The sequence below is a fragment of the Xenorhabdus sp. PB61.4 genome (assembly GCF_963894935.1).
GTDB lineage: Bacteria > Pseudomonadota > Gammaproteobacteria > Enterobacterales > Enterobacteriaceae > Xenorhabdus > Xenorhabdus stockiae.
This window is the reverse complement of record NZ_CAWQJR010000113.1, coordinates 24,594-51,027: the sequence shown is the minus strand read 5'-3', so window position 1 is coordinate 51,027 and position 26,434 is coordinate 24,594. Positions and strand designations below refer to the sequence as shown.

28 protein-coding genes are annotated in these 26,434 nt (G+C 50.6%); 25 read left to right on the top strand and 3 right to left on the bottom strand.

Features of this window, described 5'->3' with window-relative positions; genetic code table 11:
* Positions 1-691 precede the first annotated feature (691 nt).
* The 25 genes from AACX68_RS07020 (at position 692) to AACX68_RS06900 (ending at position 22,293) form a co-directional block, all read left to right on the top strand.
* On the top strand, positions 692-838 hold the full coding sequence (locus AACX68_RS07020) for a hypothetical protein (protein WP_228858629.1): 147 nt from the start codon (positions 692-694) through the stop codon (positions 836-838).
* 125 nt (positions 839-963) lie between these two features.
* Entirely contained in the window at positions 964-1,350 is a 387-nt protein-coding gene (locus AACX68_RS07015; protein ID WP_228858628.1) for a hypothetical protein, read from the top strand.
* 424 nt (positions 1,351-1,774) lie between these two features.
* On the top strand, positions 1,775-2,143 hold the full coding sequence (locus AACX68_RS07010) for an HNH endonuclease (protein WP_228858627.1): 369 nt from the start codon (positions 1,775-1,777) through the stop codon (positions 2,141-2,143).
* A 249-nt stretch (positions 2,144-2,392) separates the two neighbouring features.
* The gene (locus AACX68_RS07005) at positions 2,393-2,887 is read left to right on the top strand and encodes a phage terminase small subunit P27 family (protein WP_228858626.1); all 495 of its coding nucleotides are present in this window, start codon (positions 2,393-2,395) and stop codon (positions 2,885-2,887) included.
* On the top strand, positions 2,884-4,614 hold the full coding sequence (locus tag AACX68_RS07000) for a terminase large subunit (protein WP_228858625.1): 1,731 nt from the start codon (positions 2,884-2,886) through the stop codon (positions 4,612-4,614). The genes AACX68_RS07005 and AACX68_RS07000 overlap by 4 nt, the downstream gene beginning before the upstream one ends.
* On the top strand, positions 4,611-4,772 hold the full coding sequence (locus tag AACX68_RS06995) for a hypothetical protein (RefSeq protein ID WP_228858624.1): 162 nt from the start codon (positions 4,611-4,613) through the stop codon (positions 4,770-4,772). The genes AACX68_RS07000 and AACX68_RS06995 overlap by 4 nt, the downstream gene beginning before the upstream one ends.
* Positions 4,762-5,985: a phage portal protein gene (locus AACX68_RS06990; protein WP_228858623.1), complete on the top strand. Its 1,224-nt coding sequence runs from the start codon at positions 4,762-4,764 to the stop codon at positions 5,983-5,985. The genes AACX68_RS06995 and AACX68_RS06990 overlap by 11 nt, the downstream gene beginning before the upstream one ends.
* Positions 5,978-6,577, top strand: a complete 600-nt coding sequence (locus AACX68_RS06985; RefSeq protein WP_228858631.1) for an HK97 family phage prohead protease — start codon at positions 5,978-5,980, stop codon at positions 6,575-6,577. The genes AACX68_RS06990 and AACX68_RS06985 overlap by 8 nt, the downstream gene beginning before the upstream one ends.
* 9 nt (positions 6,578-6,586) lie before the next feature.
* The gene (locus tag AACX68_RS06980; protein ID WP_228858622.1) at positions 6,587-7,801 is read left to right on the top strand and encodes a phage major capsid protein; all 1,215 of its coding nucleotides are present in this window, start codon (positions 6,587-6,589) and stop codon (positions 7,799-7,801) included.
* Between the two features lie 83 nt (positions 7,802-7,884).
* Positions 7,885-8,187 carry a head-tail connector protein gene (locus AACX68_RS06975; RefSeq protein ID WP_228858621.1) on the top strand — a complete coding sequence of 101 codons (303 nt, stop codon included), beginning with the start codon at positions 7,885-7,887 and terminating at the stop codon, positions 8,185-8,187.
* Between the two features lie 9 nt (positions 8,188-8,196).
* Positions 8,197-8,523, top strand: a complete 327-nt coding sequence (locus tag AACX68_RS06970; protein WP_099126262.1) for a phage head closure protein — start codon at positions 8,197-8,199, stop codon at positions 8,521-8,523.
* 76 nt (positions 8,524-8,599) lie between these two features.
* The gene (locus tag AACX68_RS06965) at positions 8,600-8,896 is read left to right on the top strand and encodes a hypothetical protein (protein WP_228858620.1); all 297 of its coding nucleotides are present in this window, start codon (positions 8,600-8,602) and stop codon (positions 8,894-8,896) included.
* A complete protein-coding gene (locus tag AACX68_RS06960) occupies positions 8,893-9,297 on the top strand; it encodes an HK97-gp10 family putative phage morphogenesis protein (protein WP_228858619.1) in 405 nt (134 codons plus the stop codon). Before AACX68_RS06965 ends, AACX68_RS06960 begins: the two co-directional genes overlap by 4 nt.
* 18 nt (positions 9,298-9,315) lie before the next feature.
* The gene (locus AACX68_RS06955; protein WP_228858618.1) at positions 9,316-9,780 is read left to right on the top strand and encodes a phage tail protein; all 465 of its coding nucleotides are present in this window, start codon (positions 9,316-9,318) and stop codon (positions 9,778-9,780) included.
* The gene (locus AACX68_RS06950; RefSeq protein WP_099126220.1) at positions 9,777-10,124 is read left to right on the top strand and encodes a phage tail protein; all 348 of its coding nucleotides are present in this window, start codon (positions 9,777-9,779) and stop codon (positions 10,122-10,124) included. Before AACX68_RS06955 ends, AACX68_RS06950 begins: the two co-directional genes overlap by 4 nt.
* Positions 10,125-10,351: 227 nt before the next feature.
* Positions 10,352-13,684, top strand: coding sequence for a phage tail tape measure protein (locus AACX68_RS06945; protein ID WP_228858617.1), 3,333 nt, complete (start codon positions 10,352-10,354; stop codon positions 13,682-13,684).
* Positions 13,681-14,013: a phage tail protein gene (locus AACX68_RS06940; protein ID WP_099126213.1), complete on the top strand. Its 333-nt coding sequence runs from the start codon at positions 13,681-13,683 to the stop codon at positions 14,011-14,013. Before AACX68_RS06945 ends, AACX68_RS06940 begins: the two co-directional genes overlap by 4 nt.
* 11 nt (positions 14,014-14,024) lie before the next feature.
* Complete coding sequence (locus AACX68_RS06935; RefSeq protein ID WP_228858616.1) at positions 14,025-14,765, top strand: phage minor tail protein L; 741 nt, start codon at positions 14,025-14,027, stop codon at positions 14,763-14,765.
* Between the two features lie 94 nt (positions 14,766-14,859).
* On the top strand, positions 14,860-15,318 hold the full coding sequence (locus tag AACX68_RS06930; RefSeq protein ID WP_228858615.1) for a hypothetical protein: 459 nt from the start codon (positions 14,860-14,862) through the stop codon (positions 15,316-15,318).
* Between the two features lie 55 nt (positions 15,319-15,373).
* Positions 15,374-16,078 (top strand): C40 family peptidase, encoded by a 705-nt coding sequence (locus tag AACX68_RS06925; protein WP_228858614.1) that lies wholly within the window; start codon positions 15,374-15,376, stop codon positions 16,076-16,078.
* The gene (locus AACX68_RS06920; protein ID WP_228858613.1) at positions 16,078-16,653 is read left to right on the top strand and encodes a tail assembly protein; all 576 of its coding nucleotides are present in this window, start codon (positions 16,078-16,080) and stop codon (positions 16,651-16,653) included. Before AACX68_RS06925 ends, AACX68_RS06920 begins: the two co-directional genes overlap by 1 nt.
* Before the next feature lie 53 nt (positions 16,654-16,706).
* Positions 16,707-19,976 (top strand): host specificity protein J, encoded by a 3,270-nt coding sequence (locus tag AACX68_RS06915; RefSeq protein ID WP_228858612.1) that lies wholly within the window; start codon positions 16,707-16,709, stop codon positions 19,974-19,976.
* A 5-nt stretch (positions 19,977-19,981) separates the two neighbouring features.
* A complete protein-coding gene (locus AACX68_RS06910) occupies positions 19,982-20,341 on the top strand; it encodes a hypothetical protein (RefSeq protein WP_228858611.1) in 360 nt (119 codons plus the stop codon).
* Between the two features lies 1 nt (position 20,342).
* Positions 20,343-20,963, top strand: coding sequence for a hypothetical protein (locus AACX68_RS06905; RefSeq protein ID WP_228858610.1), 621 nt, complete (start codon positions 20,343-20,345; stop codon positions 20,961-20,963).
* Positions 20,964-20,997: 34 nt separating this feature from the next.
* The gene (locus tag AACX68_RS06900; RefSeq protein ID WP_228858609.1) at positions 20,998-22,293 is read left to right on the top strand and encodes a phage tail fiber protein; all 1,296 of its coding nucleotides are present in this window, start codon (positions 20,998-21,000) and stop codon (positions 22,291-22,293) included.
* Between the two features lie 55 nt (positions 22,294-22,348).
* Here the strand turns inward: AACX68_RS06900 and AACX68_RS06895 are convergent, their stop codons facing one another.
* The 3 genes from AACX68_RS06895 to AACX68_RS06885 all read right to left on the bottom strand — a co-directional run bounded on the left by AACX68_RS06895 (position 22,349) and on the right by AACX68_RS06885 (position 26,432).
* On the bottom strand, positions 22,349-22,792 hold the full coding sequence (locus tag AACX68_RS06895; protein ID WP_228858608.1) for a hypothetical protein: 444 nt from the start codon (positions 22,790-22,792) through the stop codon (positions 22,349-22,351).
* A gap of 32 nt (positions 22,793-22,824) precedes the next feature.
* Positions 22,825-23,349, bottom strand: coding sequence for a phage tail protein (locus AACX68_RS06890; protein ID WP_228858607.1), 525 nt, complete (start codon positions 23,347-23,349; stop codon positions 22,825-22,827).
* 938 nt (positions 23,350-24,287) lie between these two features.
* A complete protein-coding gene (locus AACX68_RS06885) occupies positions 24,288-26,432 on the bottom strand; it encodes a type I secretion system permease/ATPase (RefSeq protein WP_228858606.1) in 2,145 nt (714 codons plus the stop codon).
* Positions 26,433-26,434 lie beyond the last annotated feature (2 nt).

The window sequence follows — 26,434 nt, the reverse complement described above, 5'->3', positions numbered from 1 at the left end:
GGGATTATGTGCTGGGTTCGTGCCGTGGCTCAACCAACTACATTCTGAATAGCTGCCTGAGAACAGATGATTCTGGGATTGCAAGAGTATGTTAGGACGCAGTGTGGGTGAGAGGACGGTGGGGATACTACCGTCCTATCGGAAGTTATTATAAAGATAGGCAAGTATTGTAATCATGGTAAAGTGCTATGCATGAAGTCATACAGTTAACCCAATCCTTACCATTCATATACTCGCAAATCGAAGCGTAGGTCTGCATTGATGCTAAAAGCGCAGTGCCTGCCACTAGGCAAAGAAGAAGATATTTTTTCATAGTTATTCTCCGCATCGTTTACAACGTTATCATCACAAAAACTGGTAAATCTAATAAACCCATCACACCGTAACAACAAGCGAATAATTCTTAACAATTGATTACCACTTGAAACTAAAGTCAATATTTCTTTACCCATTCCCTGAGTGGTTAAAGGAATACAGATAACTCATGCTGCCACTTCGTTCTCACCGCGTACCCTACGCATACGGACTGGCGGCATTTTTATTTTCACTGCGCACCGAAAGCGCATCTCAATTGCACCGAACCTAACCCTATCGAAATGAGCCTTCGAGGTTACCAGTTATGGCTGGCGAGCCTTCGGTGGGCTGGTGTCCTATTTCGGCGAAGGTTCATTTCATAGAGCAGGTAATACGCATGCGTAACATCATTCCATTTGAGTATGACGGTCATGAGGCATTAGTTTTACTCGCGCCGGGTTATCGCCGTCTGTCGGTATTAGCTATGACATGTCTCCTTTTCATCGAGCGTACTGACCGAATCAAAAATAACCCATGCCCCTGAGAATAACAGGTCATTATCAGCAACATCCGCTGTAGGCAGACAAAGTGATGTGACAGCCGGAGAGACGGCAAATTCTGAACAGGTAGTTAAATAGACTGAAAACGAATCACATAGCGGAGAACGCAATGAGCGCAGAACCTTACATCAATACAGGTAATTTATCAGAAGATGAAGTAGCGGCATGGTTAAGCAGATTAGCAAAAGGCCGTGGACATATCGATTTTATATGGGGGCATAAACTGGAGCAGAAAATGCTTCCTGCTATTGGTCATGCACAAGAAGCATTAAACATGATTGAAGCTAAATTATCTGCCCTGCAATCCGGTGAATTTCGTCAATCGGAAACTCTGACCAGTAATATTCAGAAAGATATCGATGTTTTGAAGCCACTTGCGGCCACGTTGCTATTGTATTTGACTCATGCAACTGAGTATCTTGATCAAGTTCAGCAATTATCTCAGCAGCGCGTCCAGAAAACTGATACTGATGAATCAGGTCATGAAAAAGAATAATGATGTGCTTTAGTTCATATTGCTCAACGTGAATAAGAGGAATATTGAATAGTTTATTCATCGCATGATAAAGCGCTTTCTTTTGAGTAAGAGGCTCATCAAGGGTGGCGTTATCTCTGCGATACATTTCAAGATAGACAGCTAAGCGATATAGCTGATTGAGTCTTCTTATCATTTTGAGCCGAGCGAACTCAGTCAGGTCATCCTTATCAGCGTAATGGGTTAAATGGATTTTTTCTTCAATAAGCAGTTTTAGCTTTTTCCAGCAACAATGACTCATATGAATTATCTCTTTGTTATTTGATGTGAAAATAATCAAGATACAATTTCCATTAATACTGTTTAAGTAATGATTTTATTTAAATGACTATTTATAGAGCGGAATCACAGGTTATCTGAATACTGATAATTTGGAGGATACATCATGCCACCCCGCATCCCCCGAGCTTGCCGTAAGCAGGGTTGTCCCAAGACGACAACAGATCGCAGCGGCTACTGTCCTGACCATCTGCATACCGGCTGGCAGGCTCACCAACGAGGCAAGAGCCGACATGCTCGCGGTTATGGCAGTTCATGGGACAAACTCAGAGCCACTATCAAGCAACGGGATAAGCACCTGTGTCAGTCCTGCCTACGACAGGGACGAGCGACGACAGGCACCACAGTAGACCACATTAAACCCAAGGCGCAGGGTGGGACGGATGCGTTATCAAATTTGCAATTGTTATGTGAAGCCTGCCATAGCCGTAAGACAGCAACCGAACGCCTGAGAGAGTCACTCGAAGACAGGTAACTCATCCTCACGTGTGAATATATCGGATGGCATTATCTCAATGGAACAATGGTCGGATAATTTAATTTTCAACTGAAACCATTACCGCTGTCATGGTCACATAGGGGAGGGGGAGGTGAAATCGCTACCCCTCTCGTGCCTTGAGGACCGCCGCCTAAGGGCTTTTTTTATACCCGCGAAAAATGAAATTTAAATCGGTGGTTTATAAGGACTATTTTCTCTGTTTTTTCACTTCAGGAGGTTCTGAGTATGGCTGGAACGGCGGGCAGATCAGGTCGTCGCCCGAAGCCGACGGCACGAAAAGAACTGGCCGGCAATCCGGGTAAGCGCAAATTGAACCGGGATGAACCGGCGTTTACCCCGTTGACAGGCGTATCACCGCCTGATTGGTTTGTTGAGCACGAGATGCCGTTGGCGGTGGTGATGTGGGAGTTGACCAGCAAAGAGCTGTGCGCACAAGGATTGCTGTGCGTCACCGATTTGACGGTACTGGAACGTTGGTGTGTCGCCTACCAGTTCTGGCGTCGGGCGGTGATCAATATTGCCCGGCAGGGGAACACGGTCATAGGGGCAACAGGTGGCCCCATCAAAAACCCCGAGCTGACCGCCAAAAGGGAGCAGCAGTCTGAAATGGATACGACCGGTTCCATGCTGGGATTAGACCCGAGCAGTCGTCAGCGTCTGATTGGGGCCGCCGGACAGGCTAAAACGGACAATCCGTTTATGAGGATAATTTCATCATGAGCCGCAAATCTTACCTGAATGTCAATGCCGCGAACCAGTACGCCCGGGATGTAGTCCGGGGCAAGATTGAGGCGGGTCGTTATGTTAAAGAGGCCTGTCAGCGCCATCTGGATGATTTAAGTCAGGAAAAGGTTAAGGCCTTTAAGTACCGGTTCGATAAGGATTTAGCGGAGCAGGCGGCGAAGTTTATTCAGTTATTGCCCCACACAAAAGGGGAATGGGCATTTAAACGGATGCCCATCACGCTGGAGTCGTGGCAGTTATTTATTGTCTGCTCGGCGTTTGGTTGGGTGCATAAGGGCAGTCGGTTACGCCGCTTTCGGGAAGTGTATACCGAAATCCCCCGTAAAAATGGTAAATCCGCCATTTCAGCCGGCGTCGCCCTCTATTGCTTTACCTGCGATGACGAGTTCGGCGCGGAAGTCTATTCCGGTGCGACGACGGAGAAACAGGCATGGGAAGTATTCCGGCCTGCCCGACTCATGTGTAAACGCACACCGATGCTGACGGAAGCATTCGGTATTGAAGTGAATGCCTCCAACCTGAACCGTCCGGCAGACGGAGCACGACTGGAGCCCCTGATTGGCAATCCCGGTGACGGGCAGTCTCCCAGTTGTGCGATTGTGGATGAATACCATGAACATGATACCGACGACCTCTACACCACTATGCTTACCGGGATGGGGGCACGGCGACAGCCGCTGATGTGGGCGATCACCACCGCAGGTTACAACATTGAAGGTCCTTGTTATGACAAGCGGCGCGAGGTGATTGAAATGCTGTCCGGCAATGTGCCTAATGATGAGCTGTTCGGCGTGATCTACACCGTGGATGAAGGGGATGACTGGACCTCCCCGGATGTGTTACGTAAGGCCAACCCCAATATGGGCGTGTCAGTCTATGCGGATTTCCTGCTGAGCCAGCAACAGCGCGCGATGAATAATCCCCGGCTTGCCAGTGTCTTTAAGACGAAGCACCTCAATATCTGGGTTTCTGCCCGTGAAGCGTATTTCAATATGGTGAGCTGGAAACAGTGCGAAGATACCACGTTGACATTGGAACAATTTGAGGGTCAACCCTGTTTTCTGGCCTTTGACCTCGCCCGCAAGCTGGATATGAACAGCATGGCGCGATTGTTTGTCCGTGACATCGACGGCAAGCGGCATTTTTACAGTATTGCCCCGCGTTTCTGGGTGCCGTATGACACGGTGTACAGCGTAGAGCAGAATGAGAACCGCCGCACTGCTGAGCGTTTTCAGAAGTGGGTGGGCATGGATCTGCTGACCGTCACAGAAGGGGCGGAAGTGGATTACCGCTATATTCTGGAAGAAGCGAAAACCGCCTGTCACCTGAACCCCGTCAGTGAAGCGCCGATTGACCCCTTCGGTGCGACGGGGCTGTCCCATGCACTGGCCGATGAAGGGATTAACCCGATCATTATTACCCAGAACTTCACCCAAATGAGTGACCCGATGAAGGAGCTGGAAGCCGCTATCCAGTCCGGGCGTTTTCACCACGATGGTAACCCGATTATGTCGTGGTGTATCGGTAATGTGGTGGGAAAAACGATGGGCGGGAACGATGACATTGTGCGTCCCATTAAGGAACAAAAGGACGGCAAAATCGATGGGGCGGTCGCGCTGATTATGGCGATGGGGCGGGCTATTTTACATGATGAACCTGATTTTCTGTCTAACCTCGACCCGGACGATCTCTTAATGCTATGAAAAATTTACTGATAGATATCACTGCCCTGACGGGGGTCGGGGCGGTGCTGACCGGCTGTTACCTGAAATACGGATTAGCGAATACCCTGATTATCGGCGGTAGCCTGTTGATCGGTTACGCGCTGGCGGTTGTCCGCAGGAGGCCCCATGTTACTTGATGCGCTGTTTCGCAGTGAACCGCTGGAAAATCCGCAAATACCGCTGACGGTGGAGTCGGCAGAGCATGATGGCCTGTTCCGTGCCGATGTCTATGTCAGCCCGGAAACCTCCATGAAACTGGCGGCGGTGTATGCCTGTATTTATGTGTTGTCCTCCTCGGTGGCGCAGATGCCGGTGCATGTGATGCGCAAGACCGGTAAATCGGTTGAGATGGCGCGGGAGCACCCGGTGTTTTATCTCCTGCATGACGAACCGAACGACTGGCAGACCAGTTACAAATGGCGTGAGCTGAAACAGCGCCACATCCTCGGCTGGGGCAATGGCTATACGTGGGTCAAACGTAACCGGAAGGGCGAAGTGACTACGATGGAAGCCTGTATGCCGTGGCAAACCACGCTGTTAAAGACCGGCGGACGCTACACCTACGGGGTCTATAACGAAGAGGGTAATTTTGCCATCAGTCCCGACGACATGATCCATATCCGGGCACTGGGGAATAACCAGAAAATGGGCTTAAGCCCCATCCTGCAACATGCGGAAACCATCGGCATGGGCATGAGCGGGCAGAAATACACCAGTGCTTTTTTTGGCGGTAATGCCCGTCCTGCCGGGATTGTCTCTGTGAAAGGGGAAATCAATGATAAGGGCTGGGAACGACTTAAACTGATGTGGCGTAAAGCGGCGGCGGCCCTGCGCAGTGAAGAAAACAAGACCATGCTGCTGCCGGCAGAGCTGGATTACAAAGCCCTGACCGTCTCGCCGGTGGATGCGCAGCTGATTGACATGATGAAGCTCAACCGCTCCATGATTGCCGGGCTGTTCAACGTACCTGCCCATATGATTAACGACCTTGAAAAAGCCACGTTTTCCAATATCAGCAATCAGGCCATTCAGTTTGTCCGGCATACCGTGATGCCGTGGGTGGTGAACTGGGAGCAGGAGCTGAACCGCCGGTTATTTACCCGGCAGGAGCGGATGGCCGGTTTTTATGTCCGCTTTAATCTGGCGGGATTACTGCGCGGCACCCCACAGGAGCGTGCCCAGTTCTACCATTTTGCCATCACTGATGGCTGGATGAGCCGCAACGAGGCGCGGGCCTTTGAAGATATGAACCCGGTTGACGGGCTGGATGACATGCTGGTCAGTGTCAATGCCGCCAATCCCATTGTTAACTCTCAACCGCCTGAACAGGAGGATCAAACCGATGTGTGAGCGAGAAATGCGCTGTTACCCCGGTGAAGTGCGCACGGAAACCCCGGAGAACCAGCCGACCCGCATTGTCGGTTACGGCTCGGTGTTTAACAGTCGCTCAGAACCCCTTTGGGGCTTTCGCGAAATCATCAAGCCCGGCGCCTTTGATGAAGTGCTCAACGATGATGTGCGTGGGTTATTTAATCATGACCCCAATTTTATTCTGGGGCGCAGTACGGCGGGCACTCTCACGTTGACCGTGGATGAACGTGGCCTGCAATACAGCATTCAGGCCCCCGATAATCAGACCATCCGGGATCTGGTGCTGGCTCCCTTGCAGCGGGGCGATATTACCCAGTCGTCCTTTGCTTTCCGGGTCGCCCGGGACGGTGAACATTGGTACGAAGACGACGAAGGGATTGTTATCCGGGAAATTCACCGTTTCTCCCGGCTCTACGATGTCAGTCCCGTGACTTACCCGGCGTATCAGGAGGCGGATTCCGCCGTACGCTCTTTGAATCAGTGGAAAGAGGCCCGGGACAGTGGCGCTTTCCGGCAGGCTATCAACCAAAAACAGGCGCGTGAGCGCATGCTGACTTTACTGAATATTTAGGACGGGATCATGAAATTGCATGAACTGAAACAACGCCGTAACACGATTGCGGCTGAAATGCGTACCCTGCATGACACCATCGGGGATAAAGCTTGGACTGACGAGCAGCGCACCGAATGGAACAAGGCAAAAACCGAACTGGACGGCATTGATGCGCACATTCAGCGCGAGGAATCCCTGCGCAGTCTGGATCAACAACTGGTGGACAACACCGAACCCGAGCAGCGTCAACAGCCCGAAGCCGAGCAACAGGCGCGTCGGGCGGCGGCCTTTGATAAGTTCCTGCGTCACGGGCTGGGGGAAATGACGACGGAAGAGCGTCAGGCGCTGCGTGAGTTGCGGGCACAGGGGACGACCCCGGACGAGAAAGGCGGCTACACCGTGCCAACGCAGATGTTAAACAAAGTGGTGGAGTCCATGAAAGCCTATGGCGGGATTGCCAGTGTGGCGCAAATTCTCAGCACCTCCACCGGGCAGACCATTGAGTGGTCAACGGCGGATGGCACGGCAGAAGAAGGCGAACTGCTGGGTGAAAACACCGCCGCCAAAGAAGAAGACACTGAGTTCGGTACCGCGTCTCTCGGGGCGAAAAAGCTGTCGTCCAAAATCATCCGTGTTTCCAACGAGCTGTTGCAGGACTCCGGTATCGATATGGAAGCCTATCTGGCAAAACGGATTGCGGAGCGTATCGGTCGGGGTGAGGCCAAGTATCTGGTGAGGGGCACCGGCACGGGCAGTCCCCAGCAACCCAAAGGACTGGCAGCCTCGGTCACCGGCATGGTGGAAGCGGCGGCTAAATTCAGCTGGAAAGACATGAACGCCCTGAAACACGCGATTGACCCGGCCTACCGTAATGCGGGTACCTTCCGCTGGGCCTTCAATGACAGCACGCTGAAAATCATCACCGAGATGGAAGACGGTCAGAACCGCCCGCTGTGGTTGCCGGAAATTGCCGGTGTCGTCCCTTCGACAATATTAGGTGTGCCGTATGTTATCGATCAGGCGATTGCCGATATGGGACCGGGCAGCAAGTTTATCTACTGCGGTGACTTCAATCGCTTTATTGTGCGCCGTGTGGCCTACATGACCCTGAAACGGCTGGTAGAACGCTATGCCGATTATGATCAGACGGCGTTCCTCGCCTTCCACCGCTTTGACTGCATTCTGGAAGACACCGCCGCGATTAAGGCACTGGTGAGCAAAGGCAGCGCGCCGGCGGCTTAACCGGTCAGGCAAACCATCCCGCCGCCTTGTGCGGTTTTTTTATGCCTGCGATCCGGTGCGGTCGCGGGCTGACAGGAGGTGCTGTGTCTTTTCCCACACTGGAAATTCTTCGGCAGCAATGCCGTCTTGATGAGGAGAACACCGCCGAAGATGATCTACTGAAAACCTATTCCCGTGCTGCTATTAACCGAGTGGAAAGCTACCTGAACCGCCGACTGTATGAAGAAAACGTACCTGCTGACGACCCAGACGGGCTGCTGGTCACCGAAGACGTGACGCTGGCGATCATGCTGACCGTCGGCTACTGGTACGAAAACCGCGAGGCGCAAGCCTTACCCACCGGCTTTAAGGCTTTATTGGAGCCGTACCGTTTTATTCCGCTGTAGGAGCACACCATGAGAGCAGGCGCACTGCGACACCGTATCAAGCTGTTCCGCCCGGTCATTGAGCGGGATGCACTGGGGGCCGAAACCCTGATCCCCCACTATGTGACCACGGTCTGGGCGAAAGCCAAAGCGTTATCGAACCGCAAAACCCGCACCGCTGACCAGCAGCAGGTAATTGAAATACAGGAATTTACCGTCAGACCGCGCAAGGATATTGATATCGACTGGCTGATTGAGCATCAGGGACGGCGGTTTACCGTACGTGCGGTCGATAACAACCGGCCTGACCGCACGATTATCAGCACCGAAGCCGAGGTTCGCCATGATCGAGCTTGATATTCACGCCGATTTAGAACGCCTCACTCAATTACCGGCTTATCCGCTGCTCTTGCCGTCCTCGGTTTCAGAGGGGGTGACCTACCAGCGCATCAGCGATCCGGCCTTTGATACCGGGTTAGCGCCAGCGCCATTGATTGAGGGGCGTTTTCAAATCAGCATCATCACCCAAAATTACACGCAGGCGCTGCAATTGGAGGTTACGCTACGTACGGCATGGGAAGCGATACAACATGGCGTTATCGGTCGTACTCCGGTGCAGTCAGTCACCCGCGGAGCGCTGTTGCAGGAGATGGCGGAAGAAACCAACAACCGCAAGCGCTACCGTATTACCCGTGACTTTATCATTGCTTATACGGAGGCTGACCGATGATTAAGGCTAACGTATCCGGTCTGGCGGAATTAGGGCGTAAATTACAGGAACTGGAGGTCGCGCTCCAGACAAAGATTCTGCGTCAGGCGGGTAAAGCCGCAATGGAAATTGTGCAGGAAGATATGCAGGCTCACGCTGGGTATGACCCGAAGAGTCAAGGGCCGCACCTGCGGGACAATATCAAAATTCGTTCCACTCAATCCACGAAATACCCGGGCGGGGTGATGATCACCGTTGGCCCGACGAAAGCACACCGGATGAAAGCCTTAGCGCAGGAAATGGGCACGATTAAGCAGGTCCCCAATCCCTTTATTCGTCCGGCCTTAGATTACAACAAAACCGCCGTGATGAAGGTGCTGGCGCAGGAAATCCGCGCGGCCTTATCCGGTTACAGTAAATAACCCTGATTGGAGTGAATCATGGCAGAGAGAAAATCCTCACCCGAGTATGCCGTGCTGCCTAAAGGCGCAATAGTGAAGTTTGGCAAGCCCGGTGACAGCGTCGCCCAGATGAAGCCGCTGGAAAACTGTAAGGCACTGGGCGCCACCGGGTTAACCGGCAGCTTTATTGACTGTACGACCCTGATGGATACCAATAAGCAGTTTATTTCCGATATGCCGGAAGGCCCGGAGAAATCACTGGGCTTTATTGATAATCCCGAAGATGCGGATTTTGCCGCTTTTCTGAATGCGGCCCAGAATCATGAGACCGTGCAGCTTTACATTGCCCTGCCGAACAAGCGCACCGCGACGATGGTATTAGCCCTGTCCGGCTGGGAGATGAACGACATTAACGCCCCGGCCAGTGAAGTCATTCAAATCACCGTCAAGGGCAAACAGAATAACCTCGTCTGGGGTACCACCAAAACAGGAGTCACACCATGAAAGCCCTGAAAGCCGCATTACTGACCCCGCGCCCGCATATCAAAGCGGTCGAACTCTTTGGTACCCAAGTGAATCTGCGCCGGATGACGTCGGCTGAGTTACTGACGCTGGAAGAACAGGCGGAAAAACTGAGTCAGGCCGGGGACGGGCGCGAGGCTTCCCGCCTCAATATTCAGATGTTGCTCGATTGTCTGGTTGACGATAAAGGACAGGCGATTGCCGCCAGTGAGTTACCCAGTGCTGAGGCGCTGATGGCGGTGCACGATAACGCCACGATCATTGAAGCCATCCAGATTGTGAAGCGTCATGCTATCGGCACACTGGAGGAGGCCGAAAAAAACTAATCCATTCGCCGACGCTGCACTTTGCCTTTACCCTGGCAGAACAGCTCGGCGAAATAGACCCCTATCGCATCCTGTCGCTACCGGCCTCGACACTTAATGAGTGGCAGGCTTATTACCGACTGAAAAACCGTAAACATTCCGACACGCCGCCGCCTGCCCCTGTTTCCGCCGCTTCTGATACGGTGCAGGCGCAGTGCGAGGATGTCATGAGATTATTAGGTTAACGTATGGCGAATTTATCTAACCTGACGGTCGGCTTACTGGTGAATGCCACCTCATTTAAATCCCAAATTGCCGATGCGTACCGGTATGCCGGGCGGGAATCAGAGCGCTTTGCTGATAAAGCCGCCAGTGACGGGAAAAAGGTCACCAAGACGTACAGTTCGTTAGCGAACCAGATCAAGTCCGTCTCCGGGCAGCTGGCGTTACTGGCGGGCACCGGATTCTCACTGGGCACCATTATTTCCCACACGCGCAAATACGGGCAGGCATTGTCTGATCTGTCTGCCATTACCGGCGCGACCGGCGCACAGCTCAAGAAACTGGACGAAGACGCTCAGCGACTGGGAAGAACAACAGAATTCGGGGCCACCGGTGTTGCGCAGGCCCTGAAACTGATGGCTTCGGCAAAACCGGAGTTACTGAAAAATACCCAGGCACTGACGCAGGCGACAGAGAAAGCCATCACGCTAGCGCAAGCCTCCGGCATTGAGTTACCGGAAGCGACCAAAGCCTTAGCGCTGTCCCTGAATCAGTTCGGTGCGTCAGCGGCGCAGGCTGATCGCTATATCAACGTACTGGCGGCCGGTGCCAAATACGGCGCATCCGAAATCAATGAAACCGCCTTAGCCATCAAGAACGGCGGTACGATGGCCTCACAAGCCGGGATGTCGTTTGAAGAGCTGAATGCCGCGATTCAGGTGTTAGCCAAAGGCGGGATTAAGGGGGCGGAAGCCGGAGTCGCTATCCGTAACGTGGTGCTGGCGCTGGAGAAATCCACCGATAAGAACCTGAAACCGTCGGTCGTGGGCCTGAGTGCCGCGCTGGAGTACCTGAAAAACAAACAGCTATCGACGGCGCAGGCGGCGAAATTGTTCGGGCGGGCTAACCTCAGTGCTGCCTCACAGTTGGTCACCGGACGCCGTGAGCTGGACGAACTCAAACAGTCGCTGACCGGCACGCAGGTGGCCTATGATCAGGCGGCTACCCGGGCGAATAATTTGAGTGCGGATCTGGATGTATTGGGGCGTGCTTTTGAGGGGCTGGCGATTAAAGTCGGCAGCAGTGCTGACGGGCCGTTGCGCTCCGGGGTGCAGAATGTGACCGGCGTCGTGAACAGTCTGTCTGAGAACTTCAATACTGTTGCTATGGTTGCATTACATACACTTATTCCTGTGATGGCGACCAAACTGACTGCTGGATTACGTGAGAACGTCAGTGCATGGCGAGCGACCGAAAAAGCCATGCGGGATACCACCAAGCAGAAGGCTGAAACCGCCCGGCGCACTATTGAGCAGGCGAACGCAACCATTCAACTGACTCAGCGTCAGGGTGAACATATTGAAAGAATGCGAGTAGTGAATGCCCAGCATGGTCTGCTCGTTAACTACTCCAAAGAAGCTAACGCCCTGTACCGGAAGGAAACGGAAGCATTCCGACAAAAAGAACGGGCTACTCGACAACTGGAGGCCGCCAACCGCCGATTGTCTCTCTCATACCGCTCCCTTGCTGTATCAGCAGGCTTGGCGCATGGTGCTTTTTCGTTATTAGGTGGCCCATTCGGCGTGGCAATGCTTGCAGGTTCAGCTATCTATTATTTTCACCAAAGAGCGCAGGAAGCCAGAGAAAGCGCCACCAATCTAACGGACGCGGTACTCGAAACAAAAAATGCCCTGATGCAGCTCTCAAAGGTTGAATTGTCTTCTAAAATTCTGAACTACAGGGATGCACTGGATAAACAAAAGGAAGAAACCGACAAGATATGGCTTGATTTGCAAGGCAAGAAAAACCTTGTCTCTGGGGTTGGATTGGGCGGCTTATGGGCAGATAAAAAGAAAGCACAAGAAGGTGTTGTACACGCAGAGGCGGAATACGAAAAAGCGCGCAAAAAAACGGAATTTCATAAGAAACAACTTGAAGAATCTCAGGCTGCCTTAAAAGCACTTGAGGCGGGCGAAAAGCCCATTCTATCTAAACCCAAACCCGAAGGGGGGAATAACAATCCGTGGACAGGCGGGGACGGCGGTGAAGGTGGCGGCAAAAAGAAGAAAGGCAGCACACAGATCCTGAATCAGTATCAACAATTACGCTTTGATATTGAACGGGCACATACCACCAGTTTAGGCCGCATCCTGCTTAGCGAGCAGGAGACACAAAGAAAACTGGATGAAGTCGCTAAATCCGGTTTAGTCTCGCAAAATGAAATTGAGCGCCTGAAAGCCCTCAATGCAGCAAACCACCAGAAACAGCGACAGGAACTGGCAGAACGCTACGCTCCGGCAAAAGCCCTTATCCGGCAGGAAAGGGACGCGAGCAAAGAGCTGAAAGCCCTGTATGCTGAACGGTTGTTGACTGAACAGGAATATTTTTTAGCCAGAAAAACCCTCCAACAAACCTCAGTGAAAGAGCAGCTGGCAGAACAGGCCAGACAACTTGCTGCGCCCCGACTTGATATGGCCGGTGAGGTTGATCCCGTGACCCAGCTGAAAAATCAACTGACAGAACAAACCGCCCTTTATGAAGCGTATTATCGTAATAATCGCATCAGTAAAGAGCGTTATGAGCAATTGACTACGGCAGCAGGCACGCGTTCGAGAGATGCCCAGCTTGCCGCCGCCAAAGAGCTGTACGGTGCGCAGGGGAATTTTCAGCGGATGCAGATCAATCTGTTAGATGTGGTTGAACAACGGACAAGTAACGCCCTGACCGGGATGCTGACCGGCAGTAAGTCGTTCTCTGAATCAATGCGGGAGCTGTCAGCCTCATTAGCCCAATCGATTATTCAGGACTTGGTACGTATTGCGATGCAGGCACTGATCACCAAAGCCATCTCAGGCTTCTTCGGCGGGGGCGGTATGGCGAATATGGGGACTAATGCCTTAGCTTCCGCCGGGGGCAATATGGGTTCGATTGGTTCCGGTACTACAATCACCCCCGATATCTGGAAAAGCCCCATCATGAATGCGAAAGGCGGGATTTACCAGTCAACCAATCTGAGTCAGTACAGTGGGCAGATTGTCAGTAGTCCGACTTTGTTTGCGTTTGCGAAAGGTGGCGGCGTGATGGGGGAAGCCGGTCCCGAAGCGATCTTACCGTTAAAGCGCGGCTCCGATGGTCGGTTGGGTGTGGAAGCCAGCGGTGGTACCAGTAACCAGACTACCAACCATGTCAACATTGTTATCAATTCCGATGGCAATCACGAAGTGAAAACAACCAGCGGCTTTGAATCCGCCGGGCAGGATATTGCGAAGTTTATCGACCAGCGATTTAAGACACTGCTGCATAAGAGTCTCGGTCAGGGCGGTGAACTCAGTGTGGCGATTAAAGGGGGTAGGCGATGATAAAGACGTTTGATTTTCCCGCCCGGGTCGGTGCGGCAGGGGAATTTGAACCGGTGGTGCGATCTGTTCAGTTCGGTGATGGATACAAACAAACCACCGGTGACGGCATCAATGCGCAGCGGGAAAGCTGGCCGCTGTCGTTTGTGGGTCCCTTGTCGGATATCCAGCCGATTATGGCTTTCTTACGTGAGCATCAGGGTTGGCGCGCCTTTAAGTGGCGTAACCCATTATCTGAGTTAGGGCTGTATCAGGCGGGGAAATTCAATATACAGGCACATGGGGCTTACTTCACGCTGTCCGTGATCTTCACCCGTACTTACCATCCGTAGAGAACACCATTATGACGATAAACACGACACTCCAGCAGCTTGAACCGGGGAGTAAAGTCTTATTGTTTGCCCTTGATGGGTCCGCGTTTGGTGGGCCTGAGCTGTACTTTCATAACCACCCGATAGCGTACACAGAGGCGGAGCTGGACAGTTCAGACAATTTACCTGCTAAATCTATCTGGTGGCAGGGCGTAGAATATAAGCCGTGGCCGGTTGAGGTTAAGGGGCTGGAAATTCAGAGTGATGGCAGTACCGCTTCTCCCGCGTTAAGGGTCGCCAATCTGGATGGCACCATCAGCGCCCTGTGTCTGGCTTACCATAATATGGCGCAGGCACGTATGACTATTCGCATGACCTTCACTCATTATCTGGATGCGCGCAACTTCCCCGAGGGTAACCCGGAGGCTGACCCGACACAGGAAAAAGTAGACGTTTTCTACATTGACAGTAAAACCCATGAAGATAATACCGAGGTGCATTTTGCTCTGTCTTCTCCGGCAGATCTACAAGGGATTCAGATCCCCACCCGTCAAATCCATAGCCTGTGTACATGGTGTATGCGTGGGTTGTATCGCAAATCCCCCTGTAACTACACAGGTAATCGTTATTTTGATGAAGAGGGCAACCCAACGGACGATCCGTCAAAGGATGTGTGCTCAGGGTTATTATCAACGGGATGCGAGCCGCGCCATGGAATAGGTAATCAACTTCCCTTTGGTGGTTTCCCCGGTTCAGCCTTACTGAGAAGGTGAAAATTTTTATTCGTTAAATAAAATCTGATTAATTTCTCATTGCTCTGTATTATCTATTGGTATTATGACTCAAATTAACAGCAGAGGATGAAATATGAAAAAGATATTTTTGTGCTTTATTTTGTGTCTTTCAGGATTTTTATTGACAGGCTGTATATCTGGGCCGGTTGGTGGTAATTCATATGCGCTTCCTGAAAAGCATCAAGAGCGGCCTTTAATATCGACAATCGATTTTAGCAAAGCTGATTACGGCTCTGTACCTAGTAATTATAAGAAATTAGTCAAAGACCAGTTTGAGGCAGCATTAAAAGATCCTGACTCAGCAAAATATTCTAATTGGACACAACCAAGACAAGAAGTAATATTCGAAAATAAATCTCCTGTATTTGGCTATTCATTATGTGTAAATGTGAATGCTAAAAATTCATACGGAGGATATACGGGTAGCCAATTACATTGGATATTTATAAAAAATAACCAAGTAAAAAGAATCCAAAATACAACTCGATTTCCATATAGGATGATTTTTATTGGTCATGAAATTACATGTTAAATTTATAAAATGAAAACTTAGCCCCTTTTGGGGCTTTTTTCGTTATGGAGCCGCTATGCGCCCTCATATTATCCAATCCATCCTAGCACACGCGCAGGCCGACTACCCGAATGAATGTTGCGGACTGGTCATTCAGAACAGCCGCAAGCAACAGTACATTCCCTGCCGTAATACTGCCTCAGTCCCAACAGAACAATTCAGCCTTCACCCGGAGGATTACGCCGCCGCCGAAGATGCCGGAACCATAGTGGCGATTGTGCACAGTCACCCGGATGCGACCACCCAGCCCAGTCAGTTAGACATTGCCCAGTGTGATCTGTCACAACTTCCGTGGGTGATCGTCTCATGGCCGGAAGGGGATATCCGTACGCTGATGCCCATGGAGGGGGTTAAGCCTTTGCTGGAGCGTCCGTTTGTCCACGGCATCTGGGACTGTTACGCCATTGTGCGTGACTGGTATCGACTGGAGCGCAACATTGAATTACCCGATTTTCCCCGGACGGATGGGTGGTGGAACCGGGGCGAAAATCTCTATATGCAGCACTACGCCTCGGCGGGGTTTGTTGAGTGCAACGGTGAACTCCAGACCGGTGATGTGATCATCATGCAGGTGCAGGCTCGTGAACCCAATCATGCCGGGGTGTATCTCGGTGATGGCCTGATGCTGCACCATATGTATGGGCAACTCAGCAACCGCGTCTCTTACAGTGGCTACTGGCAGGAACGCACGGTGAAAATCGTCAGATATCAGGGGGAGTGATGGAAACGATACGCACAATACGCTTATACGGCGCACTCGGGACGCAGTTCGGACGAGAATATCAACTGGCAGTCTCTTCACCGCAGGAAGCGATCCGGGCACTCTCTGTGCTGATTGAGGGTTTTGAAAAATACCTGTTAACCGCCAGAGAGCGCGGATTCACCTTTGCGGTGTTTATCGGCAAGCGCAATATCAGCCAGGATGAACTGGCCTTTTCCGGGGAAGGGGACATTCGGATTGTGCCGGTGATTATTGGCAGTAAAAAAGCCGGGGTATTCCAGACGATACTCGGCGCAGTTATGGTCGTGGCGGGGGCGTTCTTGTGGTACACGCCCTATGGTGTGCCGATGGTGATGTCCGGTGTCGGTATGATGCTGGGCGGGGTGGTGCAGATGCTCTCCCCGATGCCGGGCGGACTGGCGCGACGGGAAGACCCCGACAATAAACCCTCGTATGCGTTTGGTGGGCCGGTCAACTCCATCGCGCAGGGTAACCCCGTGCCGATCGGGTACGGCAAGCGTCGCATCGGGGGTGCCATTATCTCCGCCGGAATTTACGCCGAAGATCAGCAATAAATCTTCACAATGTTCAGTCAGGTCGCTCAGGCGGCTTTTTTTACGGGTGAAATATGGCACAGCATCAGATTCAGGGCAGCAAAGGCGGCAGTGACAGCCCCCGCACCCCGGTCGAATCGCCGGATTCGTTACAGTCGACTTCGTATGCCAAAATCTTACTGGCGCTGGGGGAAGGCGAGTTCGCCGGCGGATTGGATGGCACCCATATCTTTCTGGATAACACGCCCATTATCGGGCCGGACGGCAAGCCCAACTTTGAGGGGGTGAAGTGGGAATTTCGCCACGGGACCCCGCATCAGGACTATATCAAAGGGGTGCCAGCGGTTGAAAATGAGTTAACAGTGGGCACGGAGTTAGCTGAATCATGGGTGAGATCGGTCACCAATACCCAGTTATCAGCTGTGCGCATCCGCTTGTCATGGCCCCAGTTGCAGACGCAGAAAGAAAACGGGGATACCGTCGGTTACCGCATTGATTATGTGATTGAAGTCGCGACAGATGGCGGTGCTTATCAGGAGATATTGAAAACAGCGGCTGACGGCAAGACGACCACCAAATATGAACGTTCACACCGGGTGGATTTACCCAAAGCGCACTCCGGCTGGCAGGTGCGTGTTCGTCGTCTTACACCCAAGCAGAACAGTAACCGAATTGCCGATGCGATGATGGTTGAAGCCATTACCGAGGTGATTGACGCCAAGCTGAGTTACCCCGAAACGGCTTTATTGTTTGTTCAGTTTGATGCCAAACAGTTTCGTAATATTCCGCAGGTTTCCTGTGAGCCGAAAATGCGCGTGATCCGTGTGCCGGATAATTATAACCCGGAAGCCCGTAGTTACTCCGGTGTCTGGTCAGGGCAGTTTAAATGGGCATGGACGGATAACCCGGCATGGGTGCTGTACGATCTGATGATCAATGACCGGTTCAGTATTGGTATGCGGGTGAAAACCGAAAACTTAAGTCTCGCCAAATGGGATTTATACCGGATTGCCCAGTATTGTGATCAGTCCGTGCCGGACGGTAAAGGCGGTACTGAGCCGCGTCATACCTGCAATGTGTATATCCAGTCACAGGAAGAGGCATGGACGGTATTACGGGATATCGCCGGTATCTTCCGGGGGATGACCTACTGGGCCAACAATAACATGAACGTACTGGCGGATATGCCACGGGATGTGGATTATCTCTACACTCGGGCCAACGTGCGTGACGGTAAGTTTGTCTACAGCAGTGCCAGTGAGAAGACCCATTATTCTACCGCGATGGTCAGCTGGTCAGATCCGCAGAACGGTTATCAGGATGCCGTAGAGCCGGTCTTCGACCACCGGCTAATTCGCCGTTTTCAGGTCAGGCAGGCCGATGTGACCGCGATTGGCTGTACCCGTCAGAGTGAGGCGATTCGGCGCGGTAAATGGATATTGCATACCAACGAGTATGACCGGATGGTCAGTTTTACCGTGGGGCTGGATGGCAAAATTCCGTTGCCCGGTTATGTTATCGGGGTGGCGGATGAGATGCTGGCAGGCCGTGTTTTGGGCGGTCGCCTCCACAATGCAGACGGACGTAATATCACCTTAGATAGAGTATCGTCGGCGAAAGTGGGGGAACGGCTGATCCTGAACCTCCCTTCGGGCAAGGCAGAAGGCCGCACCATTCAGGCGGTCAACGGCACCGTGATCACCGTCACGACGGCTTACTCTGAAACGCCGATTGCCGAATCCGTCTGGGCCATTGATGCCACCGATTTAGCCATTCAGTTGTTTCGGGTCACCGGCATTAAAGAAGGGGATGACAGTGTTTCCTTTGAAATTACCGCCATTGAGCATAACCCGGATAAATACGCCCACATTGATACCGGCATTCGCATTGACGAACGTCCCATTTCCCTTATTCCGCCGGGGGTACAGTCGCCGCCGAAAAATGTCGTTATCAGCAGTGATTCGGTGGTCCATCAGGGCATCGCCATTACCACATTACGGGTGACGTGGGACGCTGCCGAAAGTGCCATTGCCTATGAAGCCGAATGGCGACGGGATAATGGTAACTGGATAGCCGCACCAAGAACCTCAACACAGGGTTTTGAGGTGCCGAACATCTATGCCGGGCGCTATCAGGCACGGGTACGAGCCATTAATGCCGCGGAAATCTCCAGTCTGTGGGCCAATGCACCGGAAACTCACCTGAAAGGCAAAGCCGGGGAGCCGCCTACGCCGCTGGGTTTTAAAGCCACGCCGATTGTATTCGGTATCCAGTTAGACTGGGGCTTTGCACCTCATACCGAAGATACGCTGAAAACCGAAATCCAGTACAGCCCGACGAGTGACGGCGAAGGGTTAATGTTACTGGCGGATATTCCCTACCCGCAAAAGACCTATGTGATGCAGGGATTAGCTGCCGGGGTCGCGTTCTATTTCCGTGCCCGATTGGTGGACAAATCCGGTAATCAGTCCCCGTGGACCGACTTCTTGCGCGGGGAATCCTCCACAGATGCGAGCTGGATTACTGACGCCGTCGGTGATCAGCTTATGACGGCGGAGGCCGGAAAGCGGTTACAGGCACAACTGGATTATCAGGCTGAAGCGGACCTGATTAATGGGGTCGCTATTCAACAGAATAGTTTTGAGCTGATGGCAAGGGATGGAGAAAACAAGGCCGAAATCCGGCGACTGGACCGGGTGTTTGCTGATCGTGAAGTTGCCTGGGCGCAATCCATTAAAGAAGTGAAATCCAGCGTCGGAGAGAATCGCTCTTCCATTCAGGAAAACCAGAAATCCATCAATAAATTAGACTTGTCATTTGCAGAGAGCGAACAGCGTGTTCAGGCGCAGCTAAAAGATCAGCAGGCGATCATCAGCACCAAAATGCAAGCCGAGTTTAATCAGCCCGGCAATGGTTACGCTATTCATAGCGTGAATATCACTCTTAAGCACAATGGGGTGAAATATAACGCCGGGGGTATGGTGATTAGTGGCGAGATTAAAAACGGTCAACTGGAATCCTATATTGGGTTTTCTGCGAATAACTTTGCGTTTTATAACCCCGCTAACGGGAAAATGGAGCCGTTTATGGTCGCCAAAAATGGTCAGTTATTTGTACAGGATGCCTTTATCGATATGGCGAATATTCGCAAGCTGGTTGTCGGGGATGAAATTAAATCCGCTAACTTCGATCCCCGCAACAGAACCGGATTCAGGCTGGATATGCGCACGGGAGAAATGACCAGTTACGGTCAGGGTTCGGGCGGTTACTGGGTCGAAACTAACAACCTGAAGCAATTGTTTGACAGTCGCGGACGGTTACGTATCCGAATGGGGTTTTGGTAATGGGCATGGGATTAGAGATTTATGACGAGCAGGGGCGGGTGATTATCACCACGAATAACATTATTCCGCGTTTTCTGGGGACGCATATGATCCCGCTGAACAAAACCGGTAGCCTGTATTTACCGGGCCTGAGCGAGGGCGGCAATGTCACTGCCCGGTTCTTTCTGCGTATGCGCAGCTCCGGAGGCTCCGGGATTCAGATTGCCCAGCTCAGCAATGAGTTCACCACGTTCAGCGTCTCTGGCAGCACTTTTAGCTATCACGTTGACTATGACACCTATCGCTGGGAAAACATGGGGCGCGGGGGCGGACAATCCAGTCCGTGGGCGGAAATGCAAAACGTTGTCACGATTTGGGCGATTTAAGATGCTGGGATTAGAGTTTTATACCGATAACGGTCTGGTGCAACTGTCCGATAAAACACCGTCACTGGGCTTTCTCAGAAAGGCCGGAGCGGATGAAAGCAATATCGGCTGGGATGAGCGCTACTATAACTATGCGGAAGTGTACGGGGCGGGTGGGAAGTATTTCTTTGCGCCTATCTCACAACTGTCTGTCTGGGGTAACAGCGGGCTGGAGGTCTACAGTGAACGCGGCGAGCTGATGTTCTCGTCGGCCATGAAATTGCTGTCCTTTGTGCGGTCTTTTTATGTCGATGTCTCCAGTAACCAACACCGACCGTTTGTGCATGCGGGGGAGGCCGGGCGGCGTTATGGATATATGCTGATAAAATCCCAGTCTCGTCAGCATTATAAAAATGTCCGTTTCTCGCCGGGGGCTGATAATCCGCCTTTTTATGATGATGAATGGGATTATGATGTGTATGTCGAGTCATTCAAGCCCCGGTATGGCAATGGCCGGATTGAACTCGCTTATACCTATGACTATCTGCGTCATGAGGCCAGCCTGAGTAACCCCGGCACATGGCGCGGCCCACCGCCCTTAATGGACGGCTTTATCGTCGATTTAACCATGATAGAAGGTTAACCCTCTCCGTTTTATTCATGTCAGGAACCCAACCATGATGTACACACAAGGCACACTATCCACGGTGTCCGGCTCGGCGATTGTCCGTGGCACGGGCACCAAATTTAAAGACAACCTGAACGGCATTGCGCCGGGGCAGGTGATACTCATCCAGTCCGGCAGCAGTAATTTACTGCATATGATACAGGCGGTGAATTCGGATACTGAGCTGGTGCTGGCCGATAAAGCTAAAACCACGCTGAATAACGTCACTTACCAGATCCAGACCACCGTGCCCAATTCCATCTCCGATGGTGTCCGGCATATGTGCGCCATTAATAGCAATATCATCCAGTTTCTCCAGAATATGGATCAGTGGATGACCAAGAACGGGACGGTTAATGTGACACTGCCGAATGGGCAGACGGTTTCACTGCAATCGATAAAGGCAATGAATGAAGCGATTGCCGGGAAGCTGGATAAAAGTCAGAACGGGGCGGATATTCCGGATAAAGCGGCGTTTGTGGGCAATTTAGGTTTAGCAGGAGCTGTTGACCGAGCGATAAATTCGTTGGATACACGGACTGGCGGAGGAATTAATGGTGATGTAACGGTAAGACATTTGATCGCATCAGCCTTGATATTAGGGGGTGGCAGCCTTAACCCTGGTACAATGGATAATGCAGGATTTGAGGGTAACAATATAGAAATCCGCTCATGGTATGGCATTGGTTTTAGAACGACAGCAGGAGATCAGAGCACTAACATTTTTTTCAATACCCGCACAGGAGATATCGCCGCCAGAGGAACAATTCGAGCCGGTAATGGTATTGTGCTCTCTCTGGGGCAAAATTGCCATCAAGATGGTAGCGGCTATATCAGACCCAGTTCCCCCATCATCGAAATCTTCCCGTCTGGCAAATTCACCACCAACGACGAATCCGAAGGCGCAACCGTCTCCAAACCCGGCCTTGGCCATTATCAGGTGACTGGCGTGCTCGGCTATAACGCGGATGGAGCATGGGGTGTGCACGGAGGTATTTCCTCGCCGAAGAACAACAACGGGCTGGAGCTTATCTACATTGATGATAAGGTGAACAAGGACGGCAGCATCACAATTGAAACCTTCCACCGTCAGCATAGCCACTTACCGGAACGCTTTCAGAATAAGCGGATAAAAGCCATTGTTAACGGAGAAAAGGTGTACTATCAGGACGGTGAACCGTGCGATATCCCCGAAGGTTGTCGCTTGGATATCCGTGTCCAGATGCCGGAGAATTCGGTGTGGAATGTGAAGCAGAAGGCGGCAGAGGTTGCGACTGATAGTGAGCAGGCTGAACCGGTGGAGTAAAGAAGTGATTAACCCGCAGAAAATTGCGGGTTAGGTGTTAATCACAATTCAATGACTAAGGTGAATATTCAATTTCTAAAACTTTCCATTCTTTAGTGGTTCTGTGTTGGCAAAAAGCGAAAAGTTTCCCATGACGCATATAAAGAGTGAGAGTTTCAAAATCATCTTGTAGATAACTCTCTTCAAATAACGGTTTTGTTTTCCCATCATATGTTAATTCTACCAGCTTAATGACGTTATCCTGAGAACTGGTACAGCAGAGAACTTTCTTACCATCATCATCCAGCACAGTAATAAAGTCATAATAATGTGACCAGCTACTATGTTCAGTTTGTTCGCCTAGTCTCCCATCTGGCAATACTTCTTGAATATAATGCCAATTATCTTGGGTTTTAGTTTGCCCGAACATATAGTGTTTATCGTAAACTGTATAGGCCACGACACCAATGTAAAAATTATTTTCTGTGCCGTTCTGGATTTCATTAACCGAGATACTCATATTATACCTCTATTGTTTTTGTTAACTCAGAATTAAGCGGCTCTGACGATGTAATTGAAGGCTACATTACGGGGACGACTAACACCAATGTGGGCGCTATCTGTGATCCATTTCCAAGTTTTCCCTGTATCCACGGCCTGTGCACGCACTTCTACGTCGTTACTATTAGGGGGATCCCATTTTAGCGCAGAACGTTCATCGAGTGAGAAATTAACTACAGTGTCAGTCTTATCATTAACATCTTGCACCAAATAAGAGCCTTCCTGCCACGACAAAACCTGCCGGGGAGTATCCACTCCTCGTTCATCATCCCAGCCCCGAATAAATTCACCTCTTAAGTCAGGTAATTTGCCAGATGGGTAGGCAAGGGCAAGTTTTGGATATTTTACTGTATCAAATGAATCACCATTGCATTTAAGCCAACCATCCGGCGGAATTTCTGACGGCCAAGGAATAGGAACACCAATAGGTATTACGGTATAACCAAAATCTTCATAAGATTGCTGCGCTAATGCAGTATCTTTTAATTCTGATACATCTGGCTTTTTATCTTGCATATTCATTCCCTCATCTAATCAACAATACACATTGCTAAATAACATGAAGGCGGTGGGAGACTTCTCCGCCGGTGAACATCAATAAAAGGGTTCATCAATACGGGAGAGTACGGCTTGACTAATATTTGATAGGGAGCATGTTTTGTTGGCAGGATGACATAAAATGACAGGCGGGGAATTAATAGAATTTGTCAGAGATCTGATAAGACTTGGTAGGCTGAACGCGGGATTTTTATAATTTGTAACCTATTGATTTATTTAATTTCTGTCACCATGCAGGAAATAAGCAAAATCAATCACTTATCTAAATAGGATAATTCTTCTCTTTTAACCCATTGATTTAATTAAATTCCGTCCCTGAGCCGGAAATAAGTAAAATCAACAAGTTACATAAAGGTGAGAAATCTCACCTTTAACTCTTCTGCGTGAAATTTAGGAGGCTCCGATTTGGGAGGCTCCTCTTGTCAATCAAGGGGAGTATACGAAAATTTTCGGACACCTACGGCAACTCATTGATTCCTCCATTCATCCTCACTTTGGCTCAATCCTTCCGTTTCAAAAGGAGGTGTGAAATTCCTATATAAAATTCACACCTTGATGATGACCAATTGATATCATGAAATATAATTACCATTAGTGGAAGCTGAGTATATAATGGAAATTATCCCTCGCGTAAGATGATAGATGCCTACCCTTTGTTATTACATCCCTTTCCTCACTTTGAAATCACCCTCATCAGTGTAAAAACAATTTTTATGTACAACATCATGTACTGCTTTTGTTTGTACATGGCTGTGTACATGCATTGATTTTTTAAGTTTAAATAAAGGTTAATTTGTTGTTTTTAATTAACTAATTTAAAAATGAGTTTATTTCGTTATGAAATTAATTTTAAGATGAAACAATCCACATCTTCAATGAATTTCCTGCCGTAATAATCACTCAGTTTGTTGATACCAGAGTTGAGCATAAAGCCCATTTTGTTGTAACAGGTCGGCATGTGAACCGGATTCAATAATTTTGCCCTGATCTAAGACGAATATTTTATCTGCATGACGAAGCGTATTCAGCCGGTGGGCAATACTGATAATAGTCCTGTTCTGGCGGATCTCATCCATATTACTCATAATGGCGGCTTCGGATTCATAATCCAGCGCAGAGGTTGCTTCATCCAGGATCAGGATCTTGGGATCATTCAGTAATGCCCTTGCCAGAGCGATACGTTGCCGCTGGCCGCCGGACAGATTACCGCCTTTTTCCCCGACCGGATGCGCGAATTTATGGGGAAACTGATTGATGAAATCGATGGCTCCAGCCAGAGCCGCAGCGCGATACAGTTCTTCATCGGTGGCATTGGGTTTACACAGGCGGATATTGTCGGCAATGCTGCCGGAAAACAGGATGCTTTCCTGTAAAACTACGCTCATGTTACGTCGCAGCGATACCGGATCTGCAATAGCCAAATCCATACCATCCACCAGAACCTGACCATGTTGTGGTATATAGAGGCGCTGTAATAAACGGGTCAGAGTACTTTTCCCTGAACCTGATGGCCCGGTAATACCGATAAATTCCCCCGCACTGATTGATAGCGACAGGTTCGCCAGTACTTCAGGGGTATCCTCATGATAGCGGAAACGAATATTTTTAAATTCAATTTGTCCGGCCAGTTCAGGGGAAGAAACCAATCCTTGTTTACTGTTTTCCATCGGTTCATCAAGAATATCGCCGACACGTCTCAGGGCAATCAGTGTATGCTGAAAATCCTGCCATACCTGTGCCAGACGCAGGATTGGCTGAGTGACATGCCCGGCCAGCATATTAAAGGCAATGAGCTCTCCGGGAGAGAGTTCTCCTGCCAGCACGCTTTTGACACCCCACCATAGTAGTAATGCAGCGACAATTTTCTGGATAAGTGCGATCCCTTGCCCGGCCGCAAGCCCGCTTTTCTGGGCGGAAAAACGCTGAATTAACTGTCGGCTGAGTACGGCCTGCCACTGGTGCAGAAAGCGCTTTTCTGTTGCTGTGGTTTTGATGGTTTCGATACCGGTAACCGCTTCAGTCAGGAAACTGGTTGCCTGAGCATCTGCTTCATATTCGGCTTCCACTTTATGCCGGATAATCGGGCCGACAGTTACCCAGAGCAGGAAATAGAGAACCAGTGATCCGGTGACAATCCATGTCAGCAGGCTGGAGTAATGAAACATGACGCCAAGAAACAGCACAATGAAGATCAGGTCGAGCAATAACATTAGGGTAGAACCGGTCAGAAACTGGCGGATCTGAGCCATTTCTCTGACGCGGGCGATAATTTGCCCTGTCTGACGCTGTTTGAAATAGGGCAGGGGCAGCCCTACCAGATGACGGTAAAGCCGACCGGAAAGCTCCGCATTGATCTGGCTTGCCATATGCCCGAATACGGTATTACGCATAAACCCGTACAAAGGCTCCGCAATGGCGAGTGCCAGCATCGCCAGACCGAGAACATGCAGGCTGGAAAGGCTGCGTCCGACTAATACCTTATCAATGATATTTTCAAACAGTAAAGGTGCTGCCAGTGCAAAAAGCTGCAATACAATAGCCAGCAGGAAAATATCTTTTAACTGTTTTTTCTGCCTGAAAATGGAAGGATAAAACCAGCTTAGGCCAAATTTGACGTGTTTTTTAGTCAGGCTTTTTTCGGCAACCAGCAGGATTTTATATTGATCGCGCAGAGCATGTACTTTTTGTTCTCCTGTAATGGGATTGAGTACGGTGAAGTGGTCTGCATTAATACTCAACAATACCCACCAGCACTGCTCCAGCTCAATCAATGCAGGCAGTGGCAGAGTCGATGCAGTTTCTGCTGACAGAGAATCAAACTTACTGTGCAGCCCGATGGCATCCACCGCTTCCCGTAGCTGCCAGTCCGTCAGTTCCAGCGAATCCAGCCCCAGCGCATGATGCAATTGCCCGGCATCGGCAACTTTATGAAATTGTTTTCCCAGCCAGACGGCACACTCAATAGCATGATTATTGACGTGATTTTCCGCATCGATGCCGTCTGTACCTGAAAAACGTTTATCGGAAAAAATATTGACCATGA